Source organism: Virgibacillus sp. DJP39 (assembly GCF_049310925.1).
GTDB lineage: Bacteria > Bacillota > Bacilli > Bacillales > Amphibacillaceae > Virgibacillus_F.
Genome location: NZ_JBMERP010000033.1, coordinates 1 through 25,551, shown reverse-complemented (window position 1 = coordinate 25,551; position 25,551 = coordinate 1). Strand labels below are relative to the sequence as shown.

Genomic DNA, 25,551 nt, shown 5'->3' with positions numbered 1-25,551 from the left:
GATAAGGGCTGATTCTTAGGCCATAACGGTCGATATTTCTGGATAAGGGCTGATTCTCAGGCCATAACGGTCGATTTTCTCGGGTAACGGTTGATTACTTAACACCAGGCGCTGTGTGGGTATAGAGCAACAAATCAGCGTAAAGAACTTAATAAAATAAAAGTCTACTGTGAAACAATTCTATTAGTTTTTCGTCATATAATGTAAAGGGATAAAAAAGGATGGACGTAAAATGAAGAAGAAATTGTTATTTGTAATTATGTTTGTGCTTTTTAGTATGTACACAATCAAACCGTTGGGGCTAGTTTATGCAGCTCCAGATCCAAGTGAAGTAGAGGAAATCAAGCAAAGATCTCCATTGCAAATTAAAGGAGAAGTTATGAAAGACACGTTACTACTCGATACCTCTGACGAAAGAGGTTATCCCAGTCAAATAAGGGTCATGGCCCTGGATGTTTATAAGGTTATAAAAAAACCAGATGATCTTATTCTAGAACAAGATACTTTATTGAATGTGACTTATTCGTATGTACCATCGTGGGTTCCGATGAGTGGTGGAGCTAAAATGGACATTATGGCAGGAGACGAAATTGAAATTTGGTTAGAGTCAATAGAGGGTGGTTGGGAACCAGCCCTGGGTGGAGATACCGTAAATCATATCAGTTATGCAGAACCAAGAAAAGAACCCATTGCAGAACCATTTACCCACTTGCTAAAACGTAACATAGAAGAAAATATTGAACTTGTAATTCTTGTTGGAATTATGTTATTTCTTTTATTAGTGACCATGTTTTTCTTTTTAAGAAAGAGAGTTTTAAGAAAGACCTTTTAACAAAAATGCTATGGTTTTGAAGAAATTAAGTAGAATTAAGTGTTAGACTTATAGTATTAGTTTTTGAGATGGATTATTCAGTTTTTTTGAAACGCAAAAAAATGTAGGATATACATTGAAAATCAATTATAGAGAAGGTAATTCATTTTGGAATTGTTAACAGTAAAATTAATATTCATAGCATTATTTATTCTTATTATCCACTCAATTGAAACACTTGCTTATGCAGTTAGACTGTCTGGGGCAAGAGTGAGATTGCTAGCTTCTGCTTTATCATTATTTAGCTTGATGGTTATGTTCTCAAGATTAGCAAATATGATGCAACAGCCTTTTACAGGTAGTCTGGTTGACACCGCTCCAAAGGTGAATACGTTAGAATTTGTAGAGAGCCAGTACAGAGTAATCATTGGAGCATCAACAGTAGGAACAATGATAGGTATTATCCTGCTTCCTACTTTTATTGCCATTTTTTCTAGAGCTATTGTTCACCTATCAGACGAAAGAGGCTCTGTTCCGTCCTTGATAAAAAAGGGACTAACCCTCCGATACATTAAGCGGGGAGTCAAACACCTTAAGCTGCCAAAAACTGCTTATCTAAAAGATATTAGGTGGAAACATATCCCGGTTAACTTGTTCGTTACAAATATGATGATAACGTCAATTTATACTATAGGCGTTTTGTCAGCACTCTATGCAGCTTTGCTGGAACCAGAAAGAGCTTCAACAGCAATTATGGCGTCTGGACTTGTTAATGGCATAGCTACAATATTACTGGTGATTTTTGTCGACCCAAAAATATCTGTTGTAGCAGATGATGTTATCAATCAAAAAGGAAGCTACCTCGATCTAAAGTCATTATCTCTAATGATGGTTACTTCACGCTTGCTTGGAACATTTATTGCTCAATTATTATTTATTCCAGGGGCAAAATATATTGCCTGGTTTACTAAATTTATCGTGTAATAGTGATCTACATCCAATGAATGAAAAAGCAAAAAAACGTTAATCGTCCTTGATTTGGACGGTTTTTTTACTGTTTATATTATTTTAGGATGTGGATAACCAAGGTGAATAAACAGCTACGTCCAGCTTAATTGTCTAATGACGCACATCGACCTCATTACGATAAGTTAACATCGAATCACTTATGCTATTGGTGTTTACTTTATCCGTTTTAGGATGGTCGATTAAAAATCGCCACTTCGCGTGGGCACAGGTCATAAGTTAATAAACGGGCGCTTGCGCTATTGTTTTGAAAAAGATTGTAAAATTTTAAGCCAAATTGGGATATTGTTTTGTCTAATAAGTATAAGGCAAAACAGAAAGGGTGATTGCAATCATTAAATTAGTTAAGAAGGCTCAAAAAGGGAATGATAAAGCATTTTTAAAGCTATTTAATCAGTATGAACAAGATATTTATCGCATGGCCTATGTCTATGTGAAAAATAAAGAGGATGCTTTAGATATTGTTCAAGAAGTGGCATATCAATCTTTTAAAAAGATAAGTACGTTAAAACAACCTGAATATTTTAAGACGTGGTTAATGAAAATCACCATAAATTGTGCAATAAACTTAGTTAAAAAGAATAAAAAGGTGGTTCACTTGAATCCTGAATTTGAAGAATTCATCAGCTCAGATGATGAGGATATTCCTCTCAACTTATCATTAAAAGATTTGATAGAGTGTTTGAAAGAAGAGGAAAAAAGCGTTGTGCTATTAAGGTTTTATCATGACCATACCTTTAAAGAAATTGCTGAAGTTCTGGATATCCCTCTTGGAACGGCCAAGTCGGTTTTATACAGATCCTTAAAAAAGTTAAGAAATGAATTTTTGAAAGGGGATGGTGTTAATGAGTAACAGGATAAAACAAGAAGTAAATAAAGTTGAAATTCCTAAAGAATTAAGCGAAAGAAGTAAGCTAGGCGTTATAAAGGCAAAGCTTGAGATAAAAAAGTCAAAGAAAAAATGGACTTATTTAACAGCACCAGTTGTGGCAGCTGCGTTAGCATTTGTTTTTCTTTCACCAAGTAATATGCATGAAATTATTCCAGGTCAACCCAAAGTTGAAACAGTAGGTCAATCAAATGTGATCGATACGTCGAACCCCCGAAAATTAGTTGGATTTTCAGACAATGTTTTTGTGGGTAAGGTGATTGAACAAATAGGAACAAAATCATTAAATGGCTTCCCTGAAACGCAATTTAAAGTAGAAGTTTTGGATAACATTAAGGGAGACTTAAAAGGTACCGTTACAGTAAATCAACAAGGTGGACATGAATGGAATAAAATTATTATATTTGAAGGAGATAAATTGCTTGAAGCTGGTAACACATACTTGTTTGCAACAAGGTATTTAGAAAGAGAGGATTGGTATACGCTTGTGCCAGTCCATGGTGATATACTAATTACCAGTAAGCAGGAAAAAACACAGTTAATTGAAAAATATACAAATGCTTATGAAAACGAAATGCCGTTTGATAGTGAACCAGGCACTGGAAGTGATACAGGAAAATAAAAAACCAATATATAATCAAAGGTATAGATTAAGGTATTATGCTGTTAATACTTCAATTGATTCTGGCAATCTATAGTATTTCAACACATTGCCAGAATCAAGGGGTGCTTTCTATAAATAAAGAAATTCACCCCTTTTATTCATCGCCATCAAAAAAGAAGATAGAATTTTATGTTAAAGTATTGATAGTCAGTATTTGAGGAAATAGTAAATTAGCGAATTCCAGAAATTCAAGGAATAGTATTGTTAACAAAGCATACAAAGCAGAACAAAAAAATATAATATCAGGGAGAGCAGTTTCTATGGATAAAGGACAATTGTCTTTACGATTCAAGAACTTTGCTGAAAATGAATGCAGAGGGTCAAGCAAATTATATGAATTTTTATCTCTTTCCATATCAGACGATGATCAAATACTCGAACTTTGTGCGGAGGCTCAAGATGGCCAACCTGTTCCTAACTTACTATTTGGGGCAGTGCATTATCTATTGTTAAATGGAAAAGAGCATATTTTGAAAGAGTATTATCCAAGTATTACAAGAAATCCAAGAAAAATAAAAGAGGCTTTTTTTCACTTCAAAAGTTTTTGCGAGATTTATAAGAACGAGATTGTAGTCATTTTAAAAAATAAGTTAGTACAAACAAACGAAGTCAGGCGTTGTGCTTATCTATATCCGATTTTTTGTTATATATATGGCAGGGTGGAGAAGCCTTTATCACTTGTTGAAATTGGAACAAGTGCAGGGCTTCAACTACTATGGGACAAGTATAGTTATTCCTATGGAACTAATGAAACTTATGGTGATACATATTCAAATGTTCACATAACATCTGAAATACGAGGGGACAAAATACCTTTATTTCTCCAGCAGAACCCCCCAATAGCATCAAAAATCGGATTAGACATTCATACAAATGATCTTAGAAATTCAGAGGATTATCTATGGCTGAAAGGATTAATTTGGCCGGAGCACCAAGAAAGATTGGATTTGTTTGAGAGTGCAGTCAAAATGATGAGGGAAAATCCTGTGGAACTTGTTGAAGGTGATGGAGTCGCTTTATTAACAAATGTTGTAAAAAAACTTCCCAAAGGGACTGCAATTTGTATTTTTCATACCCATGTTGCCAATCAAATGCCAGAAGAATCGAGATATGAGCTTGTAGAAAAGATTAAGGAAATCGGAAGCACCAATGATGTTTTTCATATTTATAATAATATGTGGGATAGAAATCTTCATCTTGATTATTACATTAAAGGTGTAGAGCACAGGGGAATAATAGGGGAAACGGATGGTCACGGAAGATGGTTTGAGTGGAATTTGGATTAAAATTATTTTTTTAAAAAGATACGAAGTTAAATTAGGGTAAATAATTGTTGGATTTAGCTAGAATTTCCTATCAGAAGACACCTCTTTGATTTGGGGGAAACACAATTATTTTTTCAATAATAATTGAAATGGGTCCAGTTTTGTAAACTGAACCCATTTGTAATCTAAAATCAGTTATTCATATGTCTTTTCCAATTCATCTACCAGCGAGCCAATATATGCTACTGCTGTTCGGATGGCATCTGGTTTTGACATATCCACATCAGCCATTTTAGCTAGTTCCTGTGGATTCATTGTACCGCCAGCTTTTAAGACATCTAACCAACGGTCAACAGCTGGTTTTCCTTCTTCCTGTATCTTTTGTGCTACAGCAGTTGAAACGGTCAATCCCGCTGAATACGTATAAGGATATAATCCCATATAGTAGTGTGGCTGACGCATCCATGTCAGTCCTGCTCCTTCATCAAATACGACAGTATCACCCCAAAAGTTTTCAAGGGCCTCTTGCTTTTGTTTTGTTAATACTGAAGCGGTCAATGGTGTGCCCTCTTCAGCAAGTTTGTAGACACGACGCTGAAATTCTCCTTCGAGCAAATGCGTAACGAAATTATGATAATAGGTTCCTAATAATTGAGTGATAACCCAGCGTTTCATTCGCTTATCAGTTGTGTTTTTCTTTATGTGATCTGCTAAAAGCAATTCATTAAGTGTTGAAGGCGCCTCAACAAAATAAGTAGAAGGTCGCGTGTTTACTAACGATTGATTTTTTCCTGCTAAATAGAAGTGACCGGCATGACCAAGTTCATGAGCCAGAATAAATGCCCCACGCATATTGTCTGTCCATGTAAGTAAGATGTAAGGGTGTACACCATACGGACTTGAACAAAAAGCCCCTGTAGATTTACCAACATTGTCGGCTAAATCGACCCATCGATCGTGAATACCCTTGTACATGATTTCACTGTACTCGTCACCCATGATTTTTAGTGCATCCAGGATAGTAGAGGTTGCTTCCTCATAAGTTGTCTCAGGGTTAAAATCTGGATCTAGAGGTGCTTTCAAGTCACAGTAACGTAATTCATCCAAACCAAGCTCTTTTTGCTTGAGTTTAGCAAACTTACGCATATGCGGTGCCAATTCTTCCTGAACAATGTCTAACTGATTGTGATACATTTCCTCTGTTACTTGTTGAGAATGCAGCAGCATTTCTGTGACAGATTTGTATGAACGCAGTTTTGACATGGTTACTTCTTTTGTAACCTGAGTTGCGTAAGTTGCTGCAAACGTATTTTTGTATTGATTTAGTGTCTTAATAAACGAGTCGTAAGCTTGTCTGCGAATCCCTGTATCAGAAACTAGTTCATAGCGATCCTCATAGAGAGCTGCAGACATTGGCAGTTCCGCGCCCTCTTCAGTTACTATTGGGTCAAATTCCATATCAGAAGACTTGCTTCGTTGGTAAATCATATATGGTGCACTATGTACTTCGCCGAGTGAGGCTAATGTTTCTTCTATTTCCGGTGACAAGGTATACGGTTTTTTTTCTACAATATCATGCAGCATTTTCTTATAGGGTTGAAGTTCTTCTTTTTCATCAAGATATTGCTGAATTGTATCCTGTGATAATGTTAGTAATTCGGATTCAACAAAAGATAGCTTTGCGCCAATTTTTGCCAATACGGAAGATACTTTGGCTGCATCAGCTTGATTTTCTGCATCAGCCCCATCAGCATTTGCTCGCAGGCTTGCATATGTAGCAACGTGGATAACCTTTTGTTCATAACGTTCAAGAGCAGTTAAGCAATCTACTAAAACAGTAGCGCTTGTTTTAAATTGACCTTTATACTGTGTTACATCAATAACTTCTTGTTGAATATCTCTAAGTGCAATTTCCCATTCTTTTTGTGAAGCAAATAAATCAGTTAAATTCCATGTATTTTTTTCAGGTACTTCATGTCTCTTTAGTCTCATGCGACAAATCCTCCTTAAAGTGTTTCGTAACTCTAATTAATTATAAATCATACATAACAAGAATGATACGACTTTTCAGATATTTGTTATAGAAAAACCTGACATTTGAAAAGGCTGGTTTATAAAAGATTGTTGTTTTTGACATAAAATGTATAAACTGCGACGTATGCGCTATTCTCGGATAACGGAAGATTCCTGGCCCGCGACGGACGATATTCTCGGATAACGGAAGATTCCCGGCCTGCGACGGACGATATTCTCGGATAACGGAAGATTCCTGGCCTGCGACGGAAGATATTCTCGGATAACGGAAGATTCCCGGCCCGCGACGGAAGATACTGTAGCAGAAGTTATGTCGCAGTTTGCATCAAATACGAAGCTTAAAAGCAACAAAGCTTATGTTTTGAAAAAGATAAAAAAATAAACAGCCACAAAAGCAGCTGTTTTAGTGATGATTAACTAGTATGTTATAGTACAGTTACAAAAGTGTAGCAAGCAGGATGATTTATGCGTGTCACCCCAGATCAGTCGCCTACGCTTTTCGTGATCCAGCTGCGGCTCCTTGAAGCTGCCGTCATAAGCAATTGACACTCCAAACGCAAAAAATCGTGCGTTTTACGGTCCCTTGCTTATGCGTCTGCTTCAGACCAGTCGCCTACGCTTTTCTGTCTAGCTTCGAGGGCTATCGGCTCGTGACGTTAGCAATTGACACTCCGAGCACGAAGCCCATGTGCTCTACGGTCTCTTGCTTACGCATGTCGCCGCTACCAAGCCCTCTACGCTTTTCGTGATCTAGCTACGGCTCCTTGGGGTTCGCGACATAAGCAATGAACACTCCGAGTGCAAAGGTCACGCACTCTACGGTTCCTTGCTTATGCGTGTCACCCCAGATCAGTCGCCTACGCTTTTCGTTCTACCTTGCGGGGTGGTCACATTCGTCACATAGATTGCCGTAGCAATCTGCTTTTTCATGCATATCATTCCCACAAAGCTGGCATTTTTTCTTTGGTAATGATTTAAAAAATTCAACGACGTTTTTCATGTGTATCCTCCTCCAACTTTAGTATTCTCATTGTATTATAACAGTATGCACTAAGTCAATAGTGTGTTACAACAAATTTTAAAAAGAGGTGTTTGTATGAAGTTTACAGTTATTGGTTTTTGGGGTGGGTTTCCTGCGGCGGGTGGGGCTACTTCATCTTATTTATTTGAAAAAAATGGATTTTCGTTAGTGGTAGATGTTGGTAGCGGGGCATTATCGACTGTTCAAAAATATAAGCATGTCATGGATATTGATGCAGTTGTATTGTCTCATTATCATCAGGATCACATTGCGGATATTGGAGTATTGCAATATGCTTGGCTGGTTCACTCTTATTTACGTGAAGAAAAAGAAATTTTTCCGATTTATGGTCATGTAGAGGATAAGGAGAAATTTGATTCATTAACTCATGCGTGCACAGAAGGAATTGCATATGATCCAAATGACACGCTTGAGGTTGGTCCGTTTACAATAAGCTTCTTAAAAACCAATCACCCTGTTCCATGCTATGGAATGCGCATTACCGATGGTGAGGACGTTGTTGTTTATACGGCAGACACCTCGTATAAAGAGGAATGGATCGATTTTTCCCGAAATGCTGATTTATTAATAACAGATTGTAATTTTTATGAACAACAGGATGGAACAGCTGCTGGACACATGAACAGCAAAGAAGGGGCCACGATTGCAAATAAAGCAGGGGTTAGCGAATTGCTTTTAAGCCACCTTCCGCAGTATGGTGATACAGATTATTTAGTGATGGAAGCTAAGAAATATTTTTCCGGAAAGATACAATTAGCAAGTTCAGGTTTGGTATGGGAGAAGGATAAGAGCTAACTTTTTGATAGACGAGGGTTTTTCCATTACAATTAATGGTGGAATAGAAACTAATAGGAGGTATATTCAATATGAAGTTTATTGACAATGAAGGTATCACAGATGCAAGTATTAATCTGGCACTTGAGGAATATATACTACAGAACTTTGGAGAAAAAGATACATACTTATTATTCTACATTAATAAACCATCTATTATCATAGGTCGAAATCAAAATACAGTAGAAGAAATTAACACAGAATATGTTGATAGCAATGGAATTAAAGTAGTGCGCCGACTTTCTGGTGGCGGTGCGGTATACCATGATGAAGGAAATCTGAACTTTAGCTTTATCACAAAGGATGATGGTGAAAGCTTCCACAATTTCGAGAAATTCACAAAGCCAGTTGTCGAAGCATTGAACAAGCTAGGTGTACCTGCTGAATTAAAAGGGAGAAATGACCTTCTTGTCGATGGCCGAAAGTTTTCGGGTAACGCACAGTTCTCAACAAAAGGACGTATGTTTAGCCATGGTACATTAATGTTTGATTCGGAAATAGAGCACGTTGTTTCTGCCTTGAACGTTAAGAAAGAAAAAATTGAATCAAAGGGAATCAAATCTATTCGCAGTCGTGTAGCTAATATTTCTGAATTTCTTGAAGAAAAAGTAACAATGGATGAATTCAAGGATCTTATCTTACGCTATATATTTGATGTGGAAGATGTGAAAGATGTCCCTCGCTATGAATTAACAGAACAGGATTGGGAAAATGTTCATCAAATTTCAAAAGATCGCTACCAGAATTGGGATTGGAACTATGGGAAGTCGCCGAAATTTAATACCCAGGCTTCACATAAATTCGATTCAGGTCTTGTAGACGTTCGATTAGAAGTTAAAAAAGGAACCATTGAAAACTGCAAAATTTATGGTGACTTCTTTGGTGTAGGGAATGTAGAAGAAGTAGAGGAAAAACTAATTGGGGTACGTCATGAAAGAAAAGCATTAGAAGACGCACTGGAAAACATTGATATTCCACACTATCTAGGGAAAATCTCAAAAGAAGATTTTATAAACTTGATCTACTAAGTAAAATTTTACGTGTATTGTTTCCACAAGTTATATAATTAAAGGCTAAATGGACTAGTAACCATAGTTCCCATTTAGCTTTTTCTAGAAGATAAGAAAGTATAAAAATTTGGCTTTGTTAAGCTTGCATACGGTAACAGCCACGTCCAGCTCCAGCGCCCAGAGACTAGCGAGACTTCCCTCGCCTTCGTACGATAAGTCAACATCGGCTTCCTACGGTCGCCATGTTTCCTTTATCTCCTACGGCTCAGTCCAGTCCGTACGTCTCTACCCAGGGCACTTGCGCTTTTGTTCCTGAATTACCCTAGCAATCTATTAAGTTTGAGTTTATCACTTGATATTAACTTGTCTGTATTTTATAATTAATATGAATTTTAGCATATAAATGAATGATTATTCATTCATAAAATCAGGGGGTATATAAGGTGGATTTAAGTAATCAATTGACGCAAACGGCTCGTAGATTACCAAATAAACCAGCGTATGTTTTTCAAGAAAAAGAAACTACATACATGGAGCTAGAGGGGGCAGTCACTAAGTTTGCTTCTTATTTAGGTGAAATGGGATATAAAAAAGGTGACCATATTGCATTAGTTGTTGGAAATAGCCCATATTATATAATTGGATTATATGGGGCACTACGCTTAGGTGCAGTAGTAATCCCAATTAACCCACTATACACAGCACATGAAATGACATATATCCTAAAAAACGGTGATGTAAAAGCTGTTATTACAATGGATGTATTGATGGAAAAGTTCGAAGCAATTGCAGAGCACCTTCCAAGTGTGAAACATTATATTTCATGCGAGTCAGGAAAAGAAGTCTCATTTGACGGCTATTCTATTTTAACTAAAATGAAATCGTTTTCAGAAATAGTGGCAAAGGGTAATTTGGATTTTGAAGCACCATCATTGAATGAAGAAGATTTAGCAGTTATTTTATACACATCCGGCACAACAGGAAAACCAAAGGGTGCTATGCTGACACATAAAAATCTTTATTCCAATGCCAAGGACGTAGCTGATTACTTGGCTATCAATGGGGAAGACAGGGTGATAGCAGCATTACCAATGTTCCACGTGTTTTGCCTGACAGTTTCACTTAATGCACCACTAATGAACGGTGGTACAATTCTGATCGTTCCATCATTTTCACCACAGGAAGTATTCCGAATTGCTCAGGAGCAGGAAGCAACAGTCTTCGCTGGCGTACCAACAATGTACAATTATTTATTGCAAAGTGTCACAGGCAACGAGGAAAGTTTCTCGGGAATTCGGTTATGTATCAGTGGTGGAGCATCCATGCCCGTAGCATTATTAAAACAATTTGAGCAAGCGTTCCAAGTTCGTATTTCTGAGGGATACGGATTATCTGAAGCATCACCTGTTACTTGCTTCAACCCATTGGATCGTCCAAGGAAACCTGGCTCAATTGGAATGGACATTTTGAATGTTAAAAACAAAGTAGTAGATGAATTCGGTGAAGAAGTTGCGGTTGGAGAAGTAGGAGAACTTGTTGTCCAAGGCCCAAATGTAATGAAAGGTTATTACAAAATGCCTGAAGAAACAGCAATAGCGCTTAGAGATGGCTGGCTTTACACTGGTGACATGGCAAGAACAGATGAAGAAGGCTATTTTTATATCGTTGATCGTAAAAAAGATATGATTATTGTTGGTGGCTATAATGTCTACCCGCGTGAAGTCGAAGAAGTATTTTACTTACATCCAAGTATATCTGAGGCTGCAGTAATTGGAACACCTGATGCAAATACAGGAGAAGCGGTAACAGCCTTTGTTGTATCAAAAGATCCATCCTTAACCAAAGACACATTACATGAATTCTGTAAGGGTCACCTGGCCAAATACAAAGTACCAAAAGAAATTGAATTTCTTGATGAATTACCTAAAAATACAACAGGGAAAATATTACGTAAAAATCTTCGTACCCAGGTTAAAAATTAAAAATATCTAACAGGAGCCATGCAGAGATAAACGCTGCGTGGCTTTTGTTCTTTAAATTGATGTATGAACACTCCTTTTTTTAGACAAACTAGGAATAAAAAAGGAGTGGATTACAAATGAAGAAAAACAAGGAATTGCCGACCTTCACAATTTTAAACCCAGAGTTCCATTCGACTGAGGATATTCTGATGAATACACAGGATATGGATGAGAGCGGTGAAGAAGCTACCCCAACACATGAAAATCACCAGGACTGAATCTGGCACGTGTAATGGAGATGAAAATAAGCAGGTAAGTTGTTTAAAAACTAAATCTAAACTTGAGGAATAATAGATATCGAATTTTAACCTACCTTGCTGGGGTTTTTAAACATTAGTATTATTACCTATGTGGGAATCAACATTATCCAAGTATTATCAACCGACAACCATAAAAACCCTAAATACAAAAAATAATTCTCATTTTTACAAAAAAAGTATGTTTTTTTGTCAAAAAATCTGGTAAATTTAAATTAAGCTTCTGTCTTTTCATTTTTACAATGAAAGGATGACAAACATGGTTAACAACTTTTATTCTCCATCTTATGAAATTACTCCCTTTACAATGGCTGTTTTGGCCCAACACGGACATAGCAACGAGTACACGACATGTGTTATGGAAACGCAGGAAGAATTTTTTGTAGAGCCTTCTCCTACTAAACTGATTGACTATGCATGCAAGTCGTTCGGTGCCAGTCTCAAAGGCAGGCAGGATGGAACAAAGGACATTTGCAATATCACACATAAAGCACCAATTGCTGTAGACCCAAGCAGTGGCATGTATTTCTTCCCCACGATCTCACCATTAAATGCTAAATGCTCCTGGATTGCACACTCTCACATTGATCAAATGAAAATTGCAGAGAATCAATGCACGGAAATAGTGTTCAAGAACGGCAAATCAATTATCATTGACGTTTCATATGGCTCAATGCTAAATCAAATTCAGCGTACAGCACAATTCAGATACCTATTGGACAACCGCATCAAGTATTTGCGGAAACAGAGTGCTGTTGATATGGTGGCAGAGCCTTATGCATGAGTTCCTGAACAATGATTTCCACCTTTTTTCGAATCGCAGGATTAAAGTAATTACGTTTTTCTTCTCTGTTTTTGCATAGAAACAGAAAGGATGAAAATGAATCATTTTTATTTAACGTGACAACTTTTATGTCTTTTCGCTGCATGGTTTGACGTAATTCTCTTCGTTCATTGGTTGCCTCAGAAATCATTTTTTCCAGTAGCTCAATATATGGTTCTTTGATTTTAAAAGCTCCTATTTGGACGTGTTGAACATCTTGTTGAATCACAACTATTGCCATCGAAAGAAACAGAAACCGTGATGCTATTTGGAACTCTTCCTCATTTAGATAGCGCATAATTATATCTCCTCCCAAAATAGAACATCCGTTCTAGTTTAAGTATATGATAAACTTCCCGAAAAATACACTATAAAATTATGGAATTTGTAAAATGAAAAGATTGAGGCTGATTTATTATTTTCTTTGCATGTGTGATAGTTTACATTACAATAAAAGTAGTTAAACTAGGGATACAGGAATATATCAGTATTGTTTTGGGATGAGGGGATTAATTTACATGCAACTTTCGGAATTTAGTATTGCGAACTTTAAACTATTAATAGAACAGGACAAATTAGATGAATTTATTAGAGAGTTATTAAATGACTATGAAAGCTTAGGGCCACTACCAGGACTAATATTCCCATTTCTTGAGGCATTCTTACCGTTTTTGCCATTAGTTGTATTTGTATTTGCTAACTCTGCTGCATATGGTTTACTCGAAGGATTTTTGTTATCGTGGGCAGGCTCTAGTGTAGGTGCGGTAACAGTGTTTTTACTCATACGAAAACTTGGGGATAAACGAATATTTAAAGCAATACGTAAGAACAAACAAGTCCATAAAGTAACAACCTGGCTTGAAAAGCATGGGTTTGGACCATTATTTCTACTGCTTTGTTTTCCTTTTTCACCAACAGCCATTATTAATGTAGTGGCAGGTTTGTCAAAAATAAGTACTCAACAATTCGTATTGGCTGTTTTGCTTGGTAAATCAGTGATGATTTTTACAATGGCATATGTTGGTGTAAGTATAGCTTCATTTACGCAAAATCCAACCAAATCAATTGTTGTTGCAGCTTGCATAGTAGCTTTTTGGTTAATTGGAAAATACACAGAGAAACGGATACAAAAGAGAACATTGGAAAAAGAAGCAAGAGAGCAGGAAGAAACCAAGGAATGAATATAAAGTCATTCTGATTAAAACACAAATTAGCTTTGACAAATAACTATAATAAAATCTCTGCCTTTGTTAAAATAGAGGGAGAGATTTTATTAGTTTACTGCCCGGCAAATTGCAATAAAAAGGGGAATGATCATGGGGGTACGGTTTATAGTAGGGCGGTCAGGTACTGGCAAAAGTGGGCGTGTTTTAGATGAAATCACGGAAAAGCTGACCAATGATCCACAAGGTCCACCCATCTTTTATATGGTTCCAGATCAGATGACCTTTCAACAAGAATATGAATTATTTAAACAGGACGGAATTAATGGAAGCATCCGGGCACAGGTAGTTAGTTTTTCCCGTCTTGCATGGCGGGTTCTCCAGGAAACAGGAGGCGGAACTCGCCAATTTATCAGTTCGCTCGGAATTCAAATGATGCTTCGGAAAATTATTGAGGAAAAAGACTCGGATTGGAATATTTTTCAGAAAGCATTAGAAAAACAAGGTTTTCTTGAACAACTGGAGAAAATGATTACAGAGTTTAAACGATACCAAGTGACGCCTGAAGTCCTGCAGATGCAAATTGATCACTTGAATCAGTTTGTTCACAAAGAACAAGGGGAGGAAGCACTGACAAAGAAGCTTCAGGATTTATCCTATATATATGAAGAACTCACGTTTGCGTTACAGGGAAAGTATGTAGATAGTGAGGATCAACTACAATTACTTGCGGAAAAAGTAAAGGAAGCGTCGGTTTTAGAAAATGCGGAAATCTATTTAGATGGATTTCATCGTTTTACACCAAAGGAGCTTCAGGTTCTTGAAGAGCTAATGAAAAAATGCGCAAACGTAACAATTGCGTTAAATGCTGATTTGGTCGAGGATAGACAACTTTCAGAGTTGGATTTATTTTACCAAACAACTGAAACCTACCACGTGATTTCGGAACTTGCTAATGAACACGCTGTAGAAGTTGAAGAACCGATTATACTCGATCCAGCCAACGGAAAGTTTAAAGACCGTCCTTATTTTGCACATTTGGAAAGCTACTTTGACGTACGACCAGCTCCACCATATAGAGGAGAGGTTCCATTAACAATCGCGGAATCGGTTCATCCACGTGCTGAGGTGGAAGGAGCAGCCCAGGAAATTGTCCGATTGGTTCGGGAAGAAGGTTATCGCTTCAATGATTTGGCTGTTTTTATTAGGCAAACAGATATGTACCACGATTTAATTGCTACTATTTTTGGTGATTATGATATACCGGTCTTTATTGATGAGAAACGGACAATGCTAAACCATTCACTTATCGAGTTCATTCGTTCAGCACTTGAAATTGTTGATGGGAATTGGCGCTATGATGCTATCTTTCGGATGCTCAAAACAGGATTTATTCCATCAGCAGACGAAGAATATCCACTAACAAATGATGCGATTGATGAGCTGGAAAACTATGTCTTAGAATATGGGATACGGTCACGCGAGCGTTGGTTCGGTAAAAAAGAATGGATTTTTCAACGTTTCCGTGGATTTGAACATGGAGCGCAGACAGATAAGGAAAAAGTGTTGCAAACACGAATAAATGCTTACCGGAGACAGGTTGTTGAAGCATTTCAAAATTTTGATGAACAGATTAGATCATGCAAAACTATCCGCGATCGTTGCACAGTAGTGTTCTCATGGTTGGAAGAACTCAAGGTGCCAAATAGGTTGGAGCATATGCGTACACAATTTGATGAAAATGGTCAATTAGAAAAAGGTCGGGAACAGGAGCAAGTATGGAATGCGGTTATTCAACTATTGGATGAAATGGTTGAGATTGCAGGAGAAGAAACCATCTCATTGCCGATTTTCCGTTCCACCCTGGACGCTGGTTTTGATTCATTAAAATTCGCACACGTTCCGCCCAGCATGGACCATGTTACAGTCGGTACCATTGATCGCTCGAGAATCAGTGGAATCAAATGTACTTTTTTATTAGGCGTAAATGACGGTGTATGGCCGATAAAGCCGCCGTCTGACGGCATGATTAATGAACAAGAACGCGAGATGTTGGCAGGGCAGGGTTTGCAACTAGCTGAAAGCAGTAAACGAAAGCTGCTTGATGACTGGTTTTACATGTATATAGCGTTCACATCAGCTACCGACAAACTATGGATTAGTTACCCGTTGAGTGATGAAGAAGGAAAAGCAAAAATGCCTTCGCAATTGATTAAGCGGGTTGAGGATTTATTTCCATATTGCGGTACACATGTATTGCTGCAGGATCCGGATGAATTATTGCATGCAGAGCGTTTCATTACGACACCGATGAAGACACGTGCCGCTTTAACCGCACAATTAGCACGTAACCGAAAAGGGTATCCACTGCAGCCAATCTGGTGGCATGTCCTGAACTGGTATATTAAAAATCATGAAAAACACAGCACAAGTTATATAACACTGCAAAGCTTGTACTATCAAAATAACCCAACAAATTTATCCACCGATACGGTAAATAAATTATATCCGAAACAGGTAATGGCCAGTGTTTCAAGGCTTGAGATGTATTACCGATGCTCGTATCAGCATTTTGCACAATACAGTCTGGGACTTAATGAACGAAAAACGTATAAATTAGATGCACCGGATATCGGTCAGCTTTTCCATGAGGCACTGAAAAAAATAACGGAGTGGGTCCAGGCTGAAGGCAGAAACTTTGCTCAGTTAAACAAAATTGATACCGATGGCTATGCCCAAAAGGCGGTTACCAATCTGGCACCGATATTGCAGCACCAGATTTTGCACAGCTCGAACCGGTATAAGTATATTCAGAAAAAATTACAGGAAGTCATTGCCCGGGCTGCGTTCATACTAAGTGAGCAGGCGCGTCAAAGTGATTTCTCACCAGTAGGAATAGAGCTTGGATTTGGCCCGAATCAAACATTGTCACCAATTACCCTGCCACTGGAAAACGGGTTTGAATTAATGCTCCGTGGTCGAATAGACAGGGTAGACCAGGCATTAAACCGGGACGATCTATTTTTAAGAATTATAGATTACAAGTCTAGTGCCAGAGGATTGAATCTTGTTGAAGTATATTACGGACTAGCCCTACAAATGCTGACCTATCTAGATGTAGTTCTTAGTCAGTCGGAACAATGGTTAGGCAAAAAAGCAACTCCTGCAGGGATGCTGTATTTTCATGTCCATAATCCAATGGTTTCTGGAAAACAAAAATTACAGGATGCAGACATTGAAAAGGAAATTTTAAAGAAATACAAAATGCAGGGATTATTGTTATCAAGCGAGGAAATTGTAAAGCTGATGGATCGGTCGCTGGAATCAGGTTCTAGTCAAATTGTTCCTGCTGGTGTTAAGAAAAATGGTGGATTTAACAGTCATTCAAAAATCGCTGACAATGAGACATTTTCTGGCTTACAGAGTCATGTTCACCAACTGATGGGCCAAGCGGGAATCGATATGACTTCTGGCGGTGTCCACTTGAACCCATACCAGCATAAACAAAAGGTAGCATGTACATTTTGCTCATTTAAATCGGTTTGTCAATTTGATCCGATCCTCGAGGAAAACAATTACCGGAAGCTACCAGATATGAATGACGATGATATTTTAGCGAAATTACGCAAAGAGGAGGGGAAATAATGGTTAATTGGACAAAGGAACAAGAACAGGCAATTTATACAGCAGGAAGCGACATGCTTGTAGCTGCTGCAGCGGGTTCCGGAAAAACAGCAGTACTAGTTGAGCGGATCATTCAAAAGTTAATTAATAAGCAAAATCCAGTTGACATTGATACCCTTCTCGTTGCGACGTTTACGAATGCTGCTGCACAAGAAATGCGAAATCGCGTCGGCTTAGCTCTGGATAAGGCACTGGCAGAAGATCCCGGTTCAACACATTTGAAAAAACAACTATCATTACTGCAGCGTGCATCCATATCCACTCTCCATTCATTTTGTTTAGATGTGGTGAAGCAATACGCATATTTATTGGATATTGATCCAGCTTTTCGAATTGCAAACGATATGGAGATTGATTTGATCAAACAGGATGTTATCGCCGATCTTTTTGAAGAATGGTACGGCAAGGAGGGCGAAGAACAGGTTCGTTTTTTTGATGTCGTTGACCGCTTTTCGAGTGACCGAAGTGATATCGAGGTGGAAGATTTGGTACTAAAGTTATATACGTTTTCGGTCCAAAATCCATGGCCAGTAAAGTGGCTAAACCAGCTGGCGGATGTATATGATGTACCAGAGGGATTTAAAGAGGAAGACCTCACCTGGCTATCCATTATTAAACGCGAGGTAATGAGTCAATTAACAGCAATCGAAGAAGAGGCTACAGCTGCGCTTGAGCATGCAAACGATCCAGAAGGGCCTGTTCATTACGCTGAGGCAATAGAATCTGACCTTGTGATGATCCAAGAGGCAATTGCGAACAAGGATACATGGGATGATTTGCAAGTCTTTATGGCGGGCAGTTCATTTAAAGCCCTGTCCAGAAAAAAAGTAGAATGCTCTGACGAGGTAAAAGAAAAGGTGAAAAGCCTGCGGGATAGCTATAAGAAACGTTGGAAAGACATGAAGGATGGTTGGTTTACACGTAATCTTGCCAGTCATATTGAGGATATGCGTGAGCTTGCACCGGTAATTAAACAACTGACTGAAATTGTAAAAGAGTTTAAAGATCGCTTTACCGAGCAGAAAAGAGAGCGGGCAATCGTTGATTTTTCCGACTTGGAACATCATTGTTTAGCATTATTAATTGATGGGGACTCCCCAGCAGATAATCCAATGCCGTCTGATGTAGCACGGCATTTTCAACAAAAGTTTAACGAGGTATTAGTAGATGAGTACCAGGACACAAATTTGGTACAGGAAACGATCTTAAGGCTAATCAGTGACCGCACTGGCAAAGGGAATATGTTTATGGTTGGAGATGTGAAGCAAAGCATTTACAGATTCCGTCATGCTGAACCTAGTTTGTTTATTAAAAAATATAAGCAATTCCAGGAAGCGGATAATCCCGGCCAACGTATTGACCTGTCCAGTAACTTTAGAAGTCGGGAGCACGTCCTAATTGGAGCGAATTATCTTTTCAGGCAAATATTAGATGAAACATTAGGCGAAATTAATTATGATCATAACGCCGAATTAATTTATGGCAATAAAACCTATGATTCTTTTCCATATCAATCTCCAGAACCTGAGCTACTGATAATTGATCGTGAAACAGATGATGAAAAAGATGAAGAAACAGACGATGAAGACTATCAGGACTTAGAAAAAGCTCAATTAGAGGCTCGCGCCTATGCGCAGAAAATCAAAGAATGGACTGGGCAGGATGGTAACAAGCCACTTCAGGTATTTGATAAAACAACAGAAACACAGCGCGATTTTCAATATCGTGATGCTGTTATTTTAATGCGCTCAATGACGTGGACCCCAACAATTGTCGATGAATTGAAGAAGCTGGGAATCCCTGTTTATGCTGAGTTATCAACTGGTTACTTTGAAGCAATTGAAATCAAAGTCATGTTAAGCTTGCTAAAGGTAATTGATAATCCAAGACAGGACATACCACTTGCATCAGTCTTACATTCACCAATTATCAGTTTAAACGAAGAAGAGCTAGCTGTTATCCGCCTAGCTGATCAGAAACATGGTTTTTACGATGCGTTAAAAGCATATGAAAAGCAAAATGCAAATAAATTAGCTGATAAAGTAAGTAAGTTTTTAAACCTTTTGGAAACATTTCGGATTGCTTCAAGACAAGGAGCATTGTCTGAATTGATCTGGCAAATATACCGGGAAACCGGCTATTACGATTTTGTTGGAGGAATGCCTGGAGGCCGGCAAAGACAAGCAAATTTACGAGCGTTGTATGACCGGGCAAGGGGATATGAAACAACCTCCTTTAGAGGATTATTTCGTTTTTTGCGTTTAATTGAACGGATGGAGGAGCGGGGAGAGGACCTTGGTGCAGCAAGGGCTCTAAGTGAACAAGAAGATGTTATTCGAATTATGACCATTCACAAAAGTAAAGGCCTGGAGTTCCCCGTAGTCATCTTGGGTGGGATGGATAGGCAATTTAATATGCAGGATTTGAAAAAACGCTATTTGCTGCATAAAGATTTAGGGTTTGCGAGTAAGTATATTGATCCAGTCAAGCGGATTACCTATCCAACACTACTTTACTATGCTTTCCAAAAAGAGCAGCTTCGTGAACTATTAGCAGAAGAGATGCGTGTTCTATATGTAGCGCTAACCCGGGCTAAGGAAAAACTACTGATGGTAGGTAATGTCGCGTCTTTTGAGAAAAAACAAAAGAAATGGGAAAAGATGCTCGATCATTATGATTGGGTAATGCCAACCCACTTCCGGATCGAAGCAAAATCCTACCTTGATTGGGTTGGTCCAGCTCTTATTCGTCATCATGCCAGTGAGGTCTTGCGAGCAGAAGATGTAAATGAGGTAAAAAACGATGAAATTAAATTGGATCCTTCTAAATGGGATATTTCAGTAGTCCATGGTAGTCAACTAGCAAACCTTGATGACGTAGTAACAGACGAGGATATCTCTCTAAAAGAATACATCCGTAATTGGGAACCGATGGCGCTTAGAAACAGTCAGCTTGATGAATATGTTGATGAAAAACTCTCCTATCTGTATCCATACACACAGGCGGCAACATCACGGGCGAAACAAACTGTAACAGAAATTAAGCGACAACGTGAGTTGAAGGACGAATACAGCTCCGATCAGATGGTTCAAACGTCACGTGCACCAATTGTTAAACGTCCGATGTTCATGCAAAAGGGTAAAACCATTACGTCTGCTGAAAAAGGTACTGCCATGCATACCGTTATGCAGCATATTCCTTTGACGAAAGAATGGACAGCGATAGAAATTGATTCGTATGTCGATAAGTTAGTGGAAAAAGAAGTCCTAACTGCAGACGAAGCAGAAATTATTGATACAAGTATAATTGAGGCATTTTTTAAGACCGAGATAGGTAAACGCATGCTTGAATCGTCCAACGTCTATCGTGAGGTCCCTTTCAGTCTCTCCTTGTCAGCAAAAGAGGTGTATGCCTCGTGGTCAAGTGATGTCGATGAGCAAGTACTTGTCCAAGGTGTAATTGACTGTGTAATCCCAGTTGGCGACGGATTGATGATCCTGGATTATAAGACAGATGCGATTGAAAAAGAACTAACAGATAAAGTTAAGGAACAGCTAACCAATAGATACAAAACACAAATGGAACTCTATCGTCAGGCGATAGAACGTATTTGGAAAAAGCCGGTAACCAGCGTTTATTTGTATTATTTTTCAAAAGAGGTGCTTATAGAGGTGCCTAAAAACTAAATCCATTTAAAATGACCGCCAAATAAATATATTGGTGGTCATTTTTGTTGGAATAAGAAGGTGGATTTTATCCGACACTATATAGAAAACTGTTTTGTGAAAGGTAAATCATAACATGCAGGATTACATAAATTTTGGTTTTAATATCGAATCATTTGCTTATATTTTAACGATTGTGATTAGTGGTACTGTAATTGTTTTATTCTTAAAATTGGACTGGAAGCGTTATGGGCTGTTGTTTCTTATCTCAGGGTTTGTTGCAAACGTATTGTGCTTTATTTTTGTTGCATTCGATTTTTACTTTTTCCCTTATGTGTTTTTCCCTAATATTACAAACATGCCCATAGATGCAGTTACATTAACATTTTCAATGCTGGTTTTAATTGGAGTGCGTTACAGTCCAGAAAAATGGGGCTGGAAAATACCGTTTTACTGGGTGATTATTCACATAGGAATGTTGTTGGAAACGGTAGCTATAAATTATACACAAATAATGAAATATAACTACAAATGGGATTTTTGGGATTCCTACACGTGGTGGTGGATTTATCTTCTTATTTTCCAGTGGCTGGGGGACTTGTTAATACCTCATGAGTTGCGAAAACCAATTGACTTTCGCCATTTACAATACGGAAAAATCGGGTGGGCGATTATACATTTTGTGTTAATTATAACGATCTTTCTCGGGGGCTATTATCTAGGAAGATTAAAGTAATTCTAGCCAAACTCTGTTAATATAATTTATAAATACTTAATAAAAGACTGAATACTTGTGTTAAAATAATTTCAGATGTAGAAAAAGAAAAAGGGGGATTAGATGAAACGTTTTTTGCTAGTAGTTTGTTTGCTACTTTGGGCGGCAGCATGCTCATCCCAACCAGTTTATGATGATGACGAGGTCGCAGCAATTGTCATGGATGAAAAAATTACAGTTGGAGAGATACGTTTTATATATGATGTAAATGATCAGGAACTCCCCAAGATGGTTAAAGAGTTTGTTAAGGAAGAAATTATGGTTCAGAAAGCAAAAGAGATGGGTTTAGATATATCTGAAGAGGCAGAAGAAACATTGGCTTTCACTCATCTTCCACCTGAAGATAGTGAAGACCCACTTAGAAAATTTGTGGAAAAACAGGCTAAAAAAGTAGGAATGTCAGAAGAAAAATACTATCAGGATTATCTGAAAAAGACTACGAAAAGAAGTCAGTACGTTAATCAATACATATTAAAAGAGTTGGGTCACCCACATTCAGACAACGAAAATGACTATGTAGATAACGTAAACAAACATGTCAACAATCTAATAACAAAGTATGCTGACGAGATTGAAATACTAATTAAATAGATTGCCAAAAAATAAACCACTTCATTTGAAGTGGTTTATGCTTGTTTAGCAGTTAAGAAAGTATAAACCCTTTCTTACTGCATAAGTGCAACTAAGTGGCCATAAGGGCTTGGCGATAAACCAAGTTTTCTAAGAAGTTCTTCTATGGCGGTATTGCATCCATTGAAACCGAATAAAACAGCCAATGCAGAAGCCTAGTATTGCAATAAAGGCAGCTAAGGCAACCATTGTAGTGAAAAGAATAGCTAAAACGGTCCATCCCATTGTGTAACTTACTAATGCAAGTGCTAAACAAGCTACTGCTATTACTTGGTTAAATTGTTGTTGTGCATGATCCTCTGGTATATATTCTGAAGGATTTTTCCTAAGAAATAATTTTCCAAGTCGCATTACTGGATTAAAACTAAATAAAAGTCCCAAAAGTCCAGCAATTAGTGGGAGAACAAGTATCCATTCTTGGCCAGTTACCCAGGTTAGGACTACAGAAGCCACTATAAACCACTGATTCAATCGTACCAATGGACGTGGTACTGAACGGATTTCTTCACTCATGATTAATTCCGACCTTTCCTATATGTTTTATATGTATAATACTCGGTTTAGCTCGTTTTGTGAAGCATTTTAACTTAATTAACTCTTGTTGATTTTGAACAGACGTGTAGGAAGAAAGTTGTGTTTTAACTTATAAATAATGTAAACCGTCTAAAAGTAACTATAATGGACGAACCTTCTTAGTAGAAAGATTCAAAACATTTTCATACAGAAAGGTGGTGAAAGTTTGAACTTTCGAAAACTCTATTTGACCGGTTTTATCATCATAGGTATCGCCTTAATTTTCCCGATGGATGTATTTGCTCAGAAAAGTGAGAAAGCGAAGAATCCTAATGCGCTAAATGATCACGTAAACCAAGGTGTAAAAGATTTACAAAATAAATCTTCAAACGCGAAAGTTAAGGTGCCCGTACCAGCTCAAGCACATGAAAAAGCTGATAAAGTTATTCCACAGCAGGTAAAGGAAAAGGCTAAAAAAGCTGTTGAATTACCTAGTCAAGCTAATGAAGAAGCAAGGGAGAAAGCCCAAGTAGTCAGAAAAGGAATTGAAAAAGTCTCAGAAGATAGTGAGACTACTAAAAAGAAGAACAAAAAAGTAGTCAATAAGAACAAAAAGAAGCAAAAGCCAAAAGAAGGCAGCGACGACAATTATTCAAGTAATGCACAAGTAGAAAAGAATTCTACAAAATCAGTTCCACATGATAGTCCAAGGAAGGAAGGTAATCAGCAAGCTACTAATCATGCTAAAGATGTTAATAGCGTACCTTCCGTTAAAGAGACGGACTATATCAAAGAAAAACCAGATACAGAAGAGAACAAACAAATTCCTTTTAGTAAGGAGAAGGTTCCAAAGGATTCTATTGCTGTTACGCAGCACAGTACAAAAGTTCCAGTTGGACCCTCCAAAGACCGTAGTGGGCAAAACACCACTAGCTTTATTGACAAATCGTCGCTTGAAGCTTGGAAACATTCGAATCTAAAACGGATTCAACCCTTTATTTCTCATCTTAGAGAATACCGTAATCAATGGGTTAATGCACCACCGTTCCAGCCGCCGCAAGTAACTCCTTTTTTCTAATGGTTATTGTAAAAACACTTACAAACAAATGAAAAGGGAGCGAATATAAAAATGAAAATTAAAGGACTTACAGTAGTTAAATCATTTATGTTAGCAGGAGTAGTATCAGCCGGGATCCTTGGTGGAGCCCAAGTAAGTGAAGCGGCTTCAGATAACTCACACAAAGTTGAAAAGGTAAAAGTTGAAGTTAAAACAAAAACTCAAGCTAAAAAAACCAAATCGCAGGCAAGCAAGCATGCAAGTGAAAATGCAAAAGCACATGCTTCGGCAAACTCAGCTGTACATGCGACAGTTGAAGTAGAAGAGGAAGCAGCAACGGAAGAAGAAACAGAAGTAGTAGAAGCTCCAGTTAACGAAGAAACAGAAGCTACTGAAACTACGGAAACAGAAACAGATGTTGATGCAGAAACAAGTGATGATGAGGAAGTAGAAGCAGACAAGGAAGAGAAAGTTAGTCCATCTGTTGCAAACAAAATCAATTCACAGGCAAGCGAGCATGCAAGTGAAAATGCAAAATTACATGCATCTGCAAACTCTGCAGTACATGCGACAGTTGAAGAAGAAACAGATGTAGAAGAAGAAGTAACAACAGAAGAAGAAACAGAAGTAGTAGAAGAAACACCAACAGAAGAAGTAGTAACTGATGAAAAAACAGAAGCTACTGAAACTACGGAAACAGAAACAGATGTTGATACAGAAACAAGTGAAGAAGTGGAAGTAGAAGCAGACAAGGAAGAGAAAGTTAGTCCATCTGTTGCAAACAAAATTAATTCACAGGCAAGCGAGAATGCAAGCGAAAATGCAAAATTACATGCAGCTGCAAACTCTGCAGTACATGCGACAGTTGAAGTAGAAGAGGAAGTATCAACGGAAGAAGAAACAGTAGTAGAGGATCCAGCAGAAGAAGGAACAGAAGAAACAACTGAATCTGTTGAAACAATCGAACTGAAATTAGAAGTAGAAACAGAAGAAGAAGTAGTTGTAGAAGGTTAATACAAATTTTCACAAGCCGGAGGGGTTTCCCTTCGGCTTTTTTTGCAGTATAAAAGCTTTCTTTCTGCATATGTACGACTAGGGCGATAAGCCGAACTTTTTAAAATTTAATAGTATTATTCCATATAAAGGTATTAACTTTTTATGTTACTCTAAAACTAAAACTAAAATAAGAAAGGATTTACTATGAAAAGGATACTCTCTATCGTCGCAATAATTATAATCATTTCCTGTTCCTATATCTTTTATCAAAATCAACAACCACCTGAAGCAGATGACGTATACATAAGTACAAAAGATTGGGCGGAATCGATCAATGTACTCTCTGTTGAAAAGGTTAATGGTGAATGGGTTACTTTTTTTAGAGATAATAA

Annotated in this window: 22 protein-coding genes; 18 read left to right on the top strand and 4 right to left on the bottom strand. The window is 37.8% G+C overall.

Going from position 1 to position 25,551, the window contains the following annotated elements:
• Positions 1-232: 232 nt before the first annotated feature.
• From ACOI1D_RS12025 to ACOI1D_RS12005, 5 genes are all read left to right on the top strand, one after another.
• A complete protein-coding gene (locus ACOI1D_RS12025) occupies positions 233-832 on the top strand; it encodes a hypothetical protein (protein WP_422501530.1) in 600 nt (199 codons plus the stop codon).
• A gap of 147 nt (positions 833-979) precedes the next feature.
• Positions 980-1,795, top strand: a complete 816-nt coding sequence (locus ACOI1D_RS12020) for a lipid II flippase Amj family protein (protein ID WP_422501529.1) — start codon at positions 980-982, stop codon at positions 1,793-1,795.
• A gap of 367 nt (positions 1,796-2,162) precedes the next feature.
• Entirely contained in the window at positions 2,163-2,690 is a 528-nt protein-coding gene (locus ACOI1D_RS12015; RefSeq protein ID WP_422501542.1) for a sigma-70 family RNA polymerase sigma factor, read from the top strand.
• Positions 2,683-3,348, top strand: coding sequence for a hypothetical protein (locus ACOI1D_RS12010; RefSeq protein ID WP_422501528.1), 666 nt, complete (start codon positions 2,683-2,685; stop codon positions 3,346-3,348). The genes ACOI1D_RS12015 and ACOI1D_RS12010 overlap by 8 nt, the downstream gene beginning before the upstream one ends.
• Before the next feature lie 302 nt (positions 3,349-3,650).
• Complete coding sequence (locus tag ACOI1D_RS12005; protein WP_422501527.1) at positions 3,651-4,676, top strand: DUF2332 domain-containing protein; 1,026 nt, start codon at positions 3,651-3,653, stop codon at positions 4,674-4,676.
• A gap of 174 nt (positions 4,677-4,850) precedes the next feature.
• On the opposite strand, the gene pepF is transcribed toward ACOI1D_RS12005, so the two are convergent.
• Both pepF and yhfH read right to left on the bottom strand, forming a co-directional pair.
• Positions 4,851-6,647, bottom strand: a complete 1,797-nt coding sequence (gene pepF / locus ACOI1D_RS12000) for an oligoendopeptidase F (RefSeq protein ID WP_422501526.1) — start codon at positions 6,645-6,647, stop codon at positions 4,851-4,853.
• A 913-nt stretch (positions 6,648-7,560) separates the two neighbouring features.
• Complete coding sequence (yhfH, locus tag ACOI1D_RS11995) at positions 7,561-7,689, bottom strand: protein YhfH (protein ID WP_422501525.1); 129 nt, start codon at positions 7,687-7,689, stop codon at positions 7,561-7,563.
• Positions 7,690-7,785: 96 nt separating this feature from the next.
• Here yhfH and ACOI1D_RS11990 point away from each other — a divergent pair, with 96 nt between their 5' ends.
• The 5 genes from ACOI1D_RS11990 to ACOI1D_RS11970 all read left to right on the top strand — a co-directional run bounded on the left by ACOI1D_RS11990 (position 7,786) and on the right by ACOI1D_RS11970 (position 12,637).
• Positions 7,786-8,526, top strand: coding sequence for an MBL fold metallo-hydrolase (locus ACOI1D_RS11990; RefSeq protein ID WP_422501524.1), 741 nt, complete (start codon positions 7,786-7,788; stop codon positions 8,524-8,526).
• A gap of 71 nt (positions 8,527-8,597) precedes the next feature.
• A complete protein-coding gene (locus tag ACOI1D_RS11985; protein ID WP_422501523.1) occupies positions 8,598-9,593 on the top strand; it encodes a lipoate--protein ligase in 996 nt (331 codons plus the stop codon).
• 425 nt (positions 9,594-10,018) lie between these two features.
• Entirely contained in the window at positions 10,019-11,557 is a 1,539-nt protein-coding gene (locus ACOI1D_RS11980; protein WP_422501522.1) for a fatty acid--CoA ligase family protein, read from the top strand.
• Positions 11,558-11,673: 116 nt separating this feature from the next.
• Positions 11,674-11,814 carry a hypothetical protein gene (locus ACOI1D_RS11975; protein ID WP_422501521.1) on the top strand — a complete coding sequence of 47 codons (141 nt, stop codon included), beginning with the start codon at positions 11,674-11,676 and terminating at the stop codon, positions 11,812-11,814.
• A 298-nt stretch (positions 11,815-12,112) separates the two neighbouring features.
• On the top strand, positions 12,113-12,637 hold the full coding sequence (locus ACOI1D_RS11970; protein ID WP_422501520.1) for a competence protein ComK: 525 nt from the start codon (positions 12,113-12,115) through the stop codon (positions 12,635-12,637).
• On the opposite strand, the gene ACOI1D_RS11965 is transcribed toward ACOI1D_RS11970, so the two are convergent.
• Positions 12,582-12,974, bottom strand: a complete 393-nt coding sequence (locus tag ACOI1D_RS11965) for a hypothetical protein (RefSeq protein WP_422501519.1) — start codon at positions 12,972-12,974, stop codon at positions 12,582-12,584. The two genes, ACOI1D_RS11970 and ACOI1D_RS11965, sit on opposite strands and share 56 nt — an antisense overlap.
• 220 nt (positions 12,975-13,194) lie before the next feature.
• On the opposite strand from ACOI1D_RS11965, the gene ACOI1D_RS11960 reads away from it, so the two are divergent.
• The 5 genes from ACOI1D_RS11960 (at position 13,195) to ACOI1D_RS11940 (ending at position 22,554) form a co-directional block, all read left to right on the top strand.
• Entirely contained in the window at positions 13,195-13,857 is a 663-nt protein-coding gene (locus tag ACOI1D_RS11960) for a TVP38/TMEM64 family protein (RefSeq protein ID WP_422501518.1), read from the top strand.
• A 135-nt stretch (positions 13,858-13,992) separates the two neighbouring features.
• A complete protein-coding gene (gene addB / locus ACOI1D_RS11955) occupies positions 13,993-17,484 on the top strand; it encodes a helicase-exonuclease AddAB subunit AddB (RefSeq protein ID WP_422501517.1) in 3,492 nt (1,163 codons plus the stop codon).
• Positions 17,484-21,209, top strand: coding sequence for a helicase-exonuclease AddAB subunit AddA (addA, locus tag ACOI1D_RS11950; protein WP_422501516.1), 3,726 nt, complete (start codon positions 17,484-17,486; stop codon positions 21,207-21,209). The genes addB and addA overlap by 1 nt, the downstream gene beginning before the upstream one ends.
• Before the next feature lie 115 nt (positions 21,210-21,324).
• The gene (locus ACOI1D_RS11945; RefSeq protein ID WP_422501515.1) at positions 21,325-21,924 is read left to right on the top strand and encodes a CBO0543 family protein; all 600 of its coding nucleotides are present in this window, start codon (positions 21,325-21,327) and stop codon (positions 21,922-21,924) included.
• A gap of 102 nt (positions 21,925-22,026) precedes the next feature.
• The gene (locus ACOI1D_RS11940; RefSeq protein ID WP_422501514.1) at positions 22,027-22,554 is read left to right on the top strand and encodes a hypothetical protein; all 528 of its coding nucleotides are present in this window, start codon (positions 22,027-22,029) and stop codon (positions 22,552-22,554) included.
• A 129-nt stretch (positions 22,555-22,683) separates the two neighbouring features.
• Here ACOI1D_RS11940 and ACOI1D_RS11935 read toward each other — a convergent pair whose 3' ends face one another.
• Entirely contained in the window at positions 22,684-23,106 is a 423-nt protein-coding gene (locus tag ACOI1D_RS11935) for a DUF4395 domain-containing protein (RefSeq protein ID WP_422501513.1), read from the bottom strand.
• 226 nt (positions 23,107-23,332) lie between these two features.
• Between ACOI1D_RS11935 and ACOI1D_RS11930 the strand changes: the two genes are divergently transcribed.
• The 3 genes from ACOI1D_RS11930 to ACOI1D_RS11920 all read left to right on the top strand — a co-directional run.
• Positions 23,333-24,184 carry a hypothetical protein gene (locus tag ACOI1D_RS11930; RefSeq protein ID WP_422501512.1) on the top strand — a complete coding sequence of 284 codons (852 nt, stop codon included), beginning with the start codon at positions 23,333-23,335 and terminating at the stop codon, positions 24,182-24,184.
• A 51-nt stretch (positions 24,185-24,235) separates the two neighbouring features.
• Entirely contained in the window at positions 24,236-25,177 is a 942-nt protein-coding gene (locus tag ACOI1D_RS11925; RefSeq protein WP_422501511.1) for a hypothetical protein, read from the top strand.
• A gap of 186 nt (positions 25,178-25,363) precedes the next feature.
• The coding region (locus ACOI1D_RS11920; RefSeq protein ID WP_422501510.1) for a hypothetical protein at positions 25,364-25,551 on the top strand (188 nt) is incomplete at its 3' end.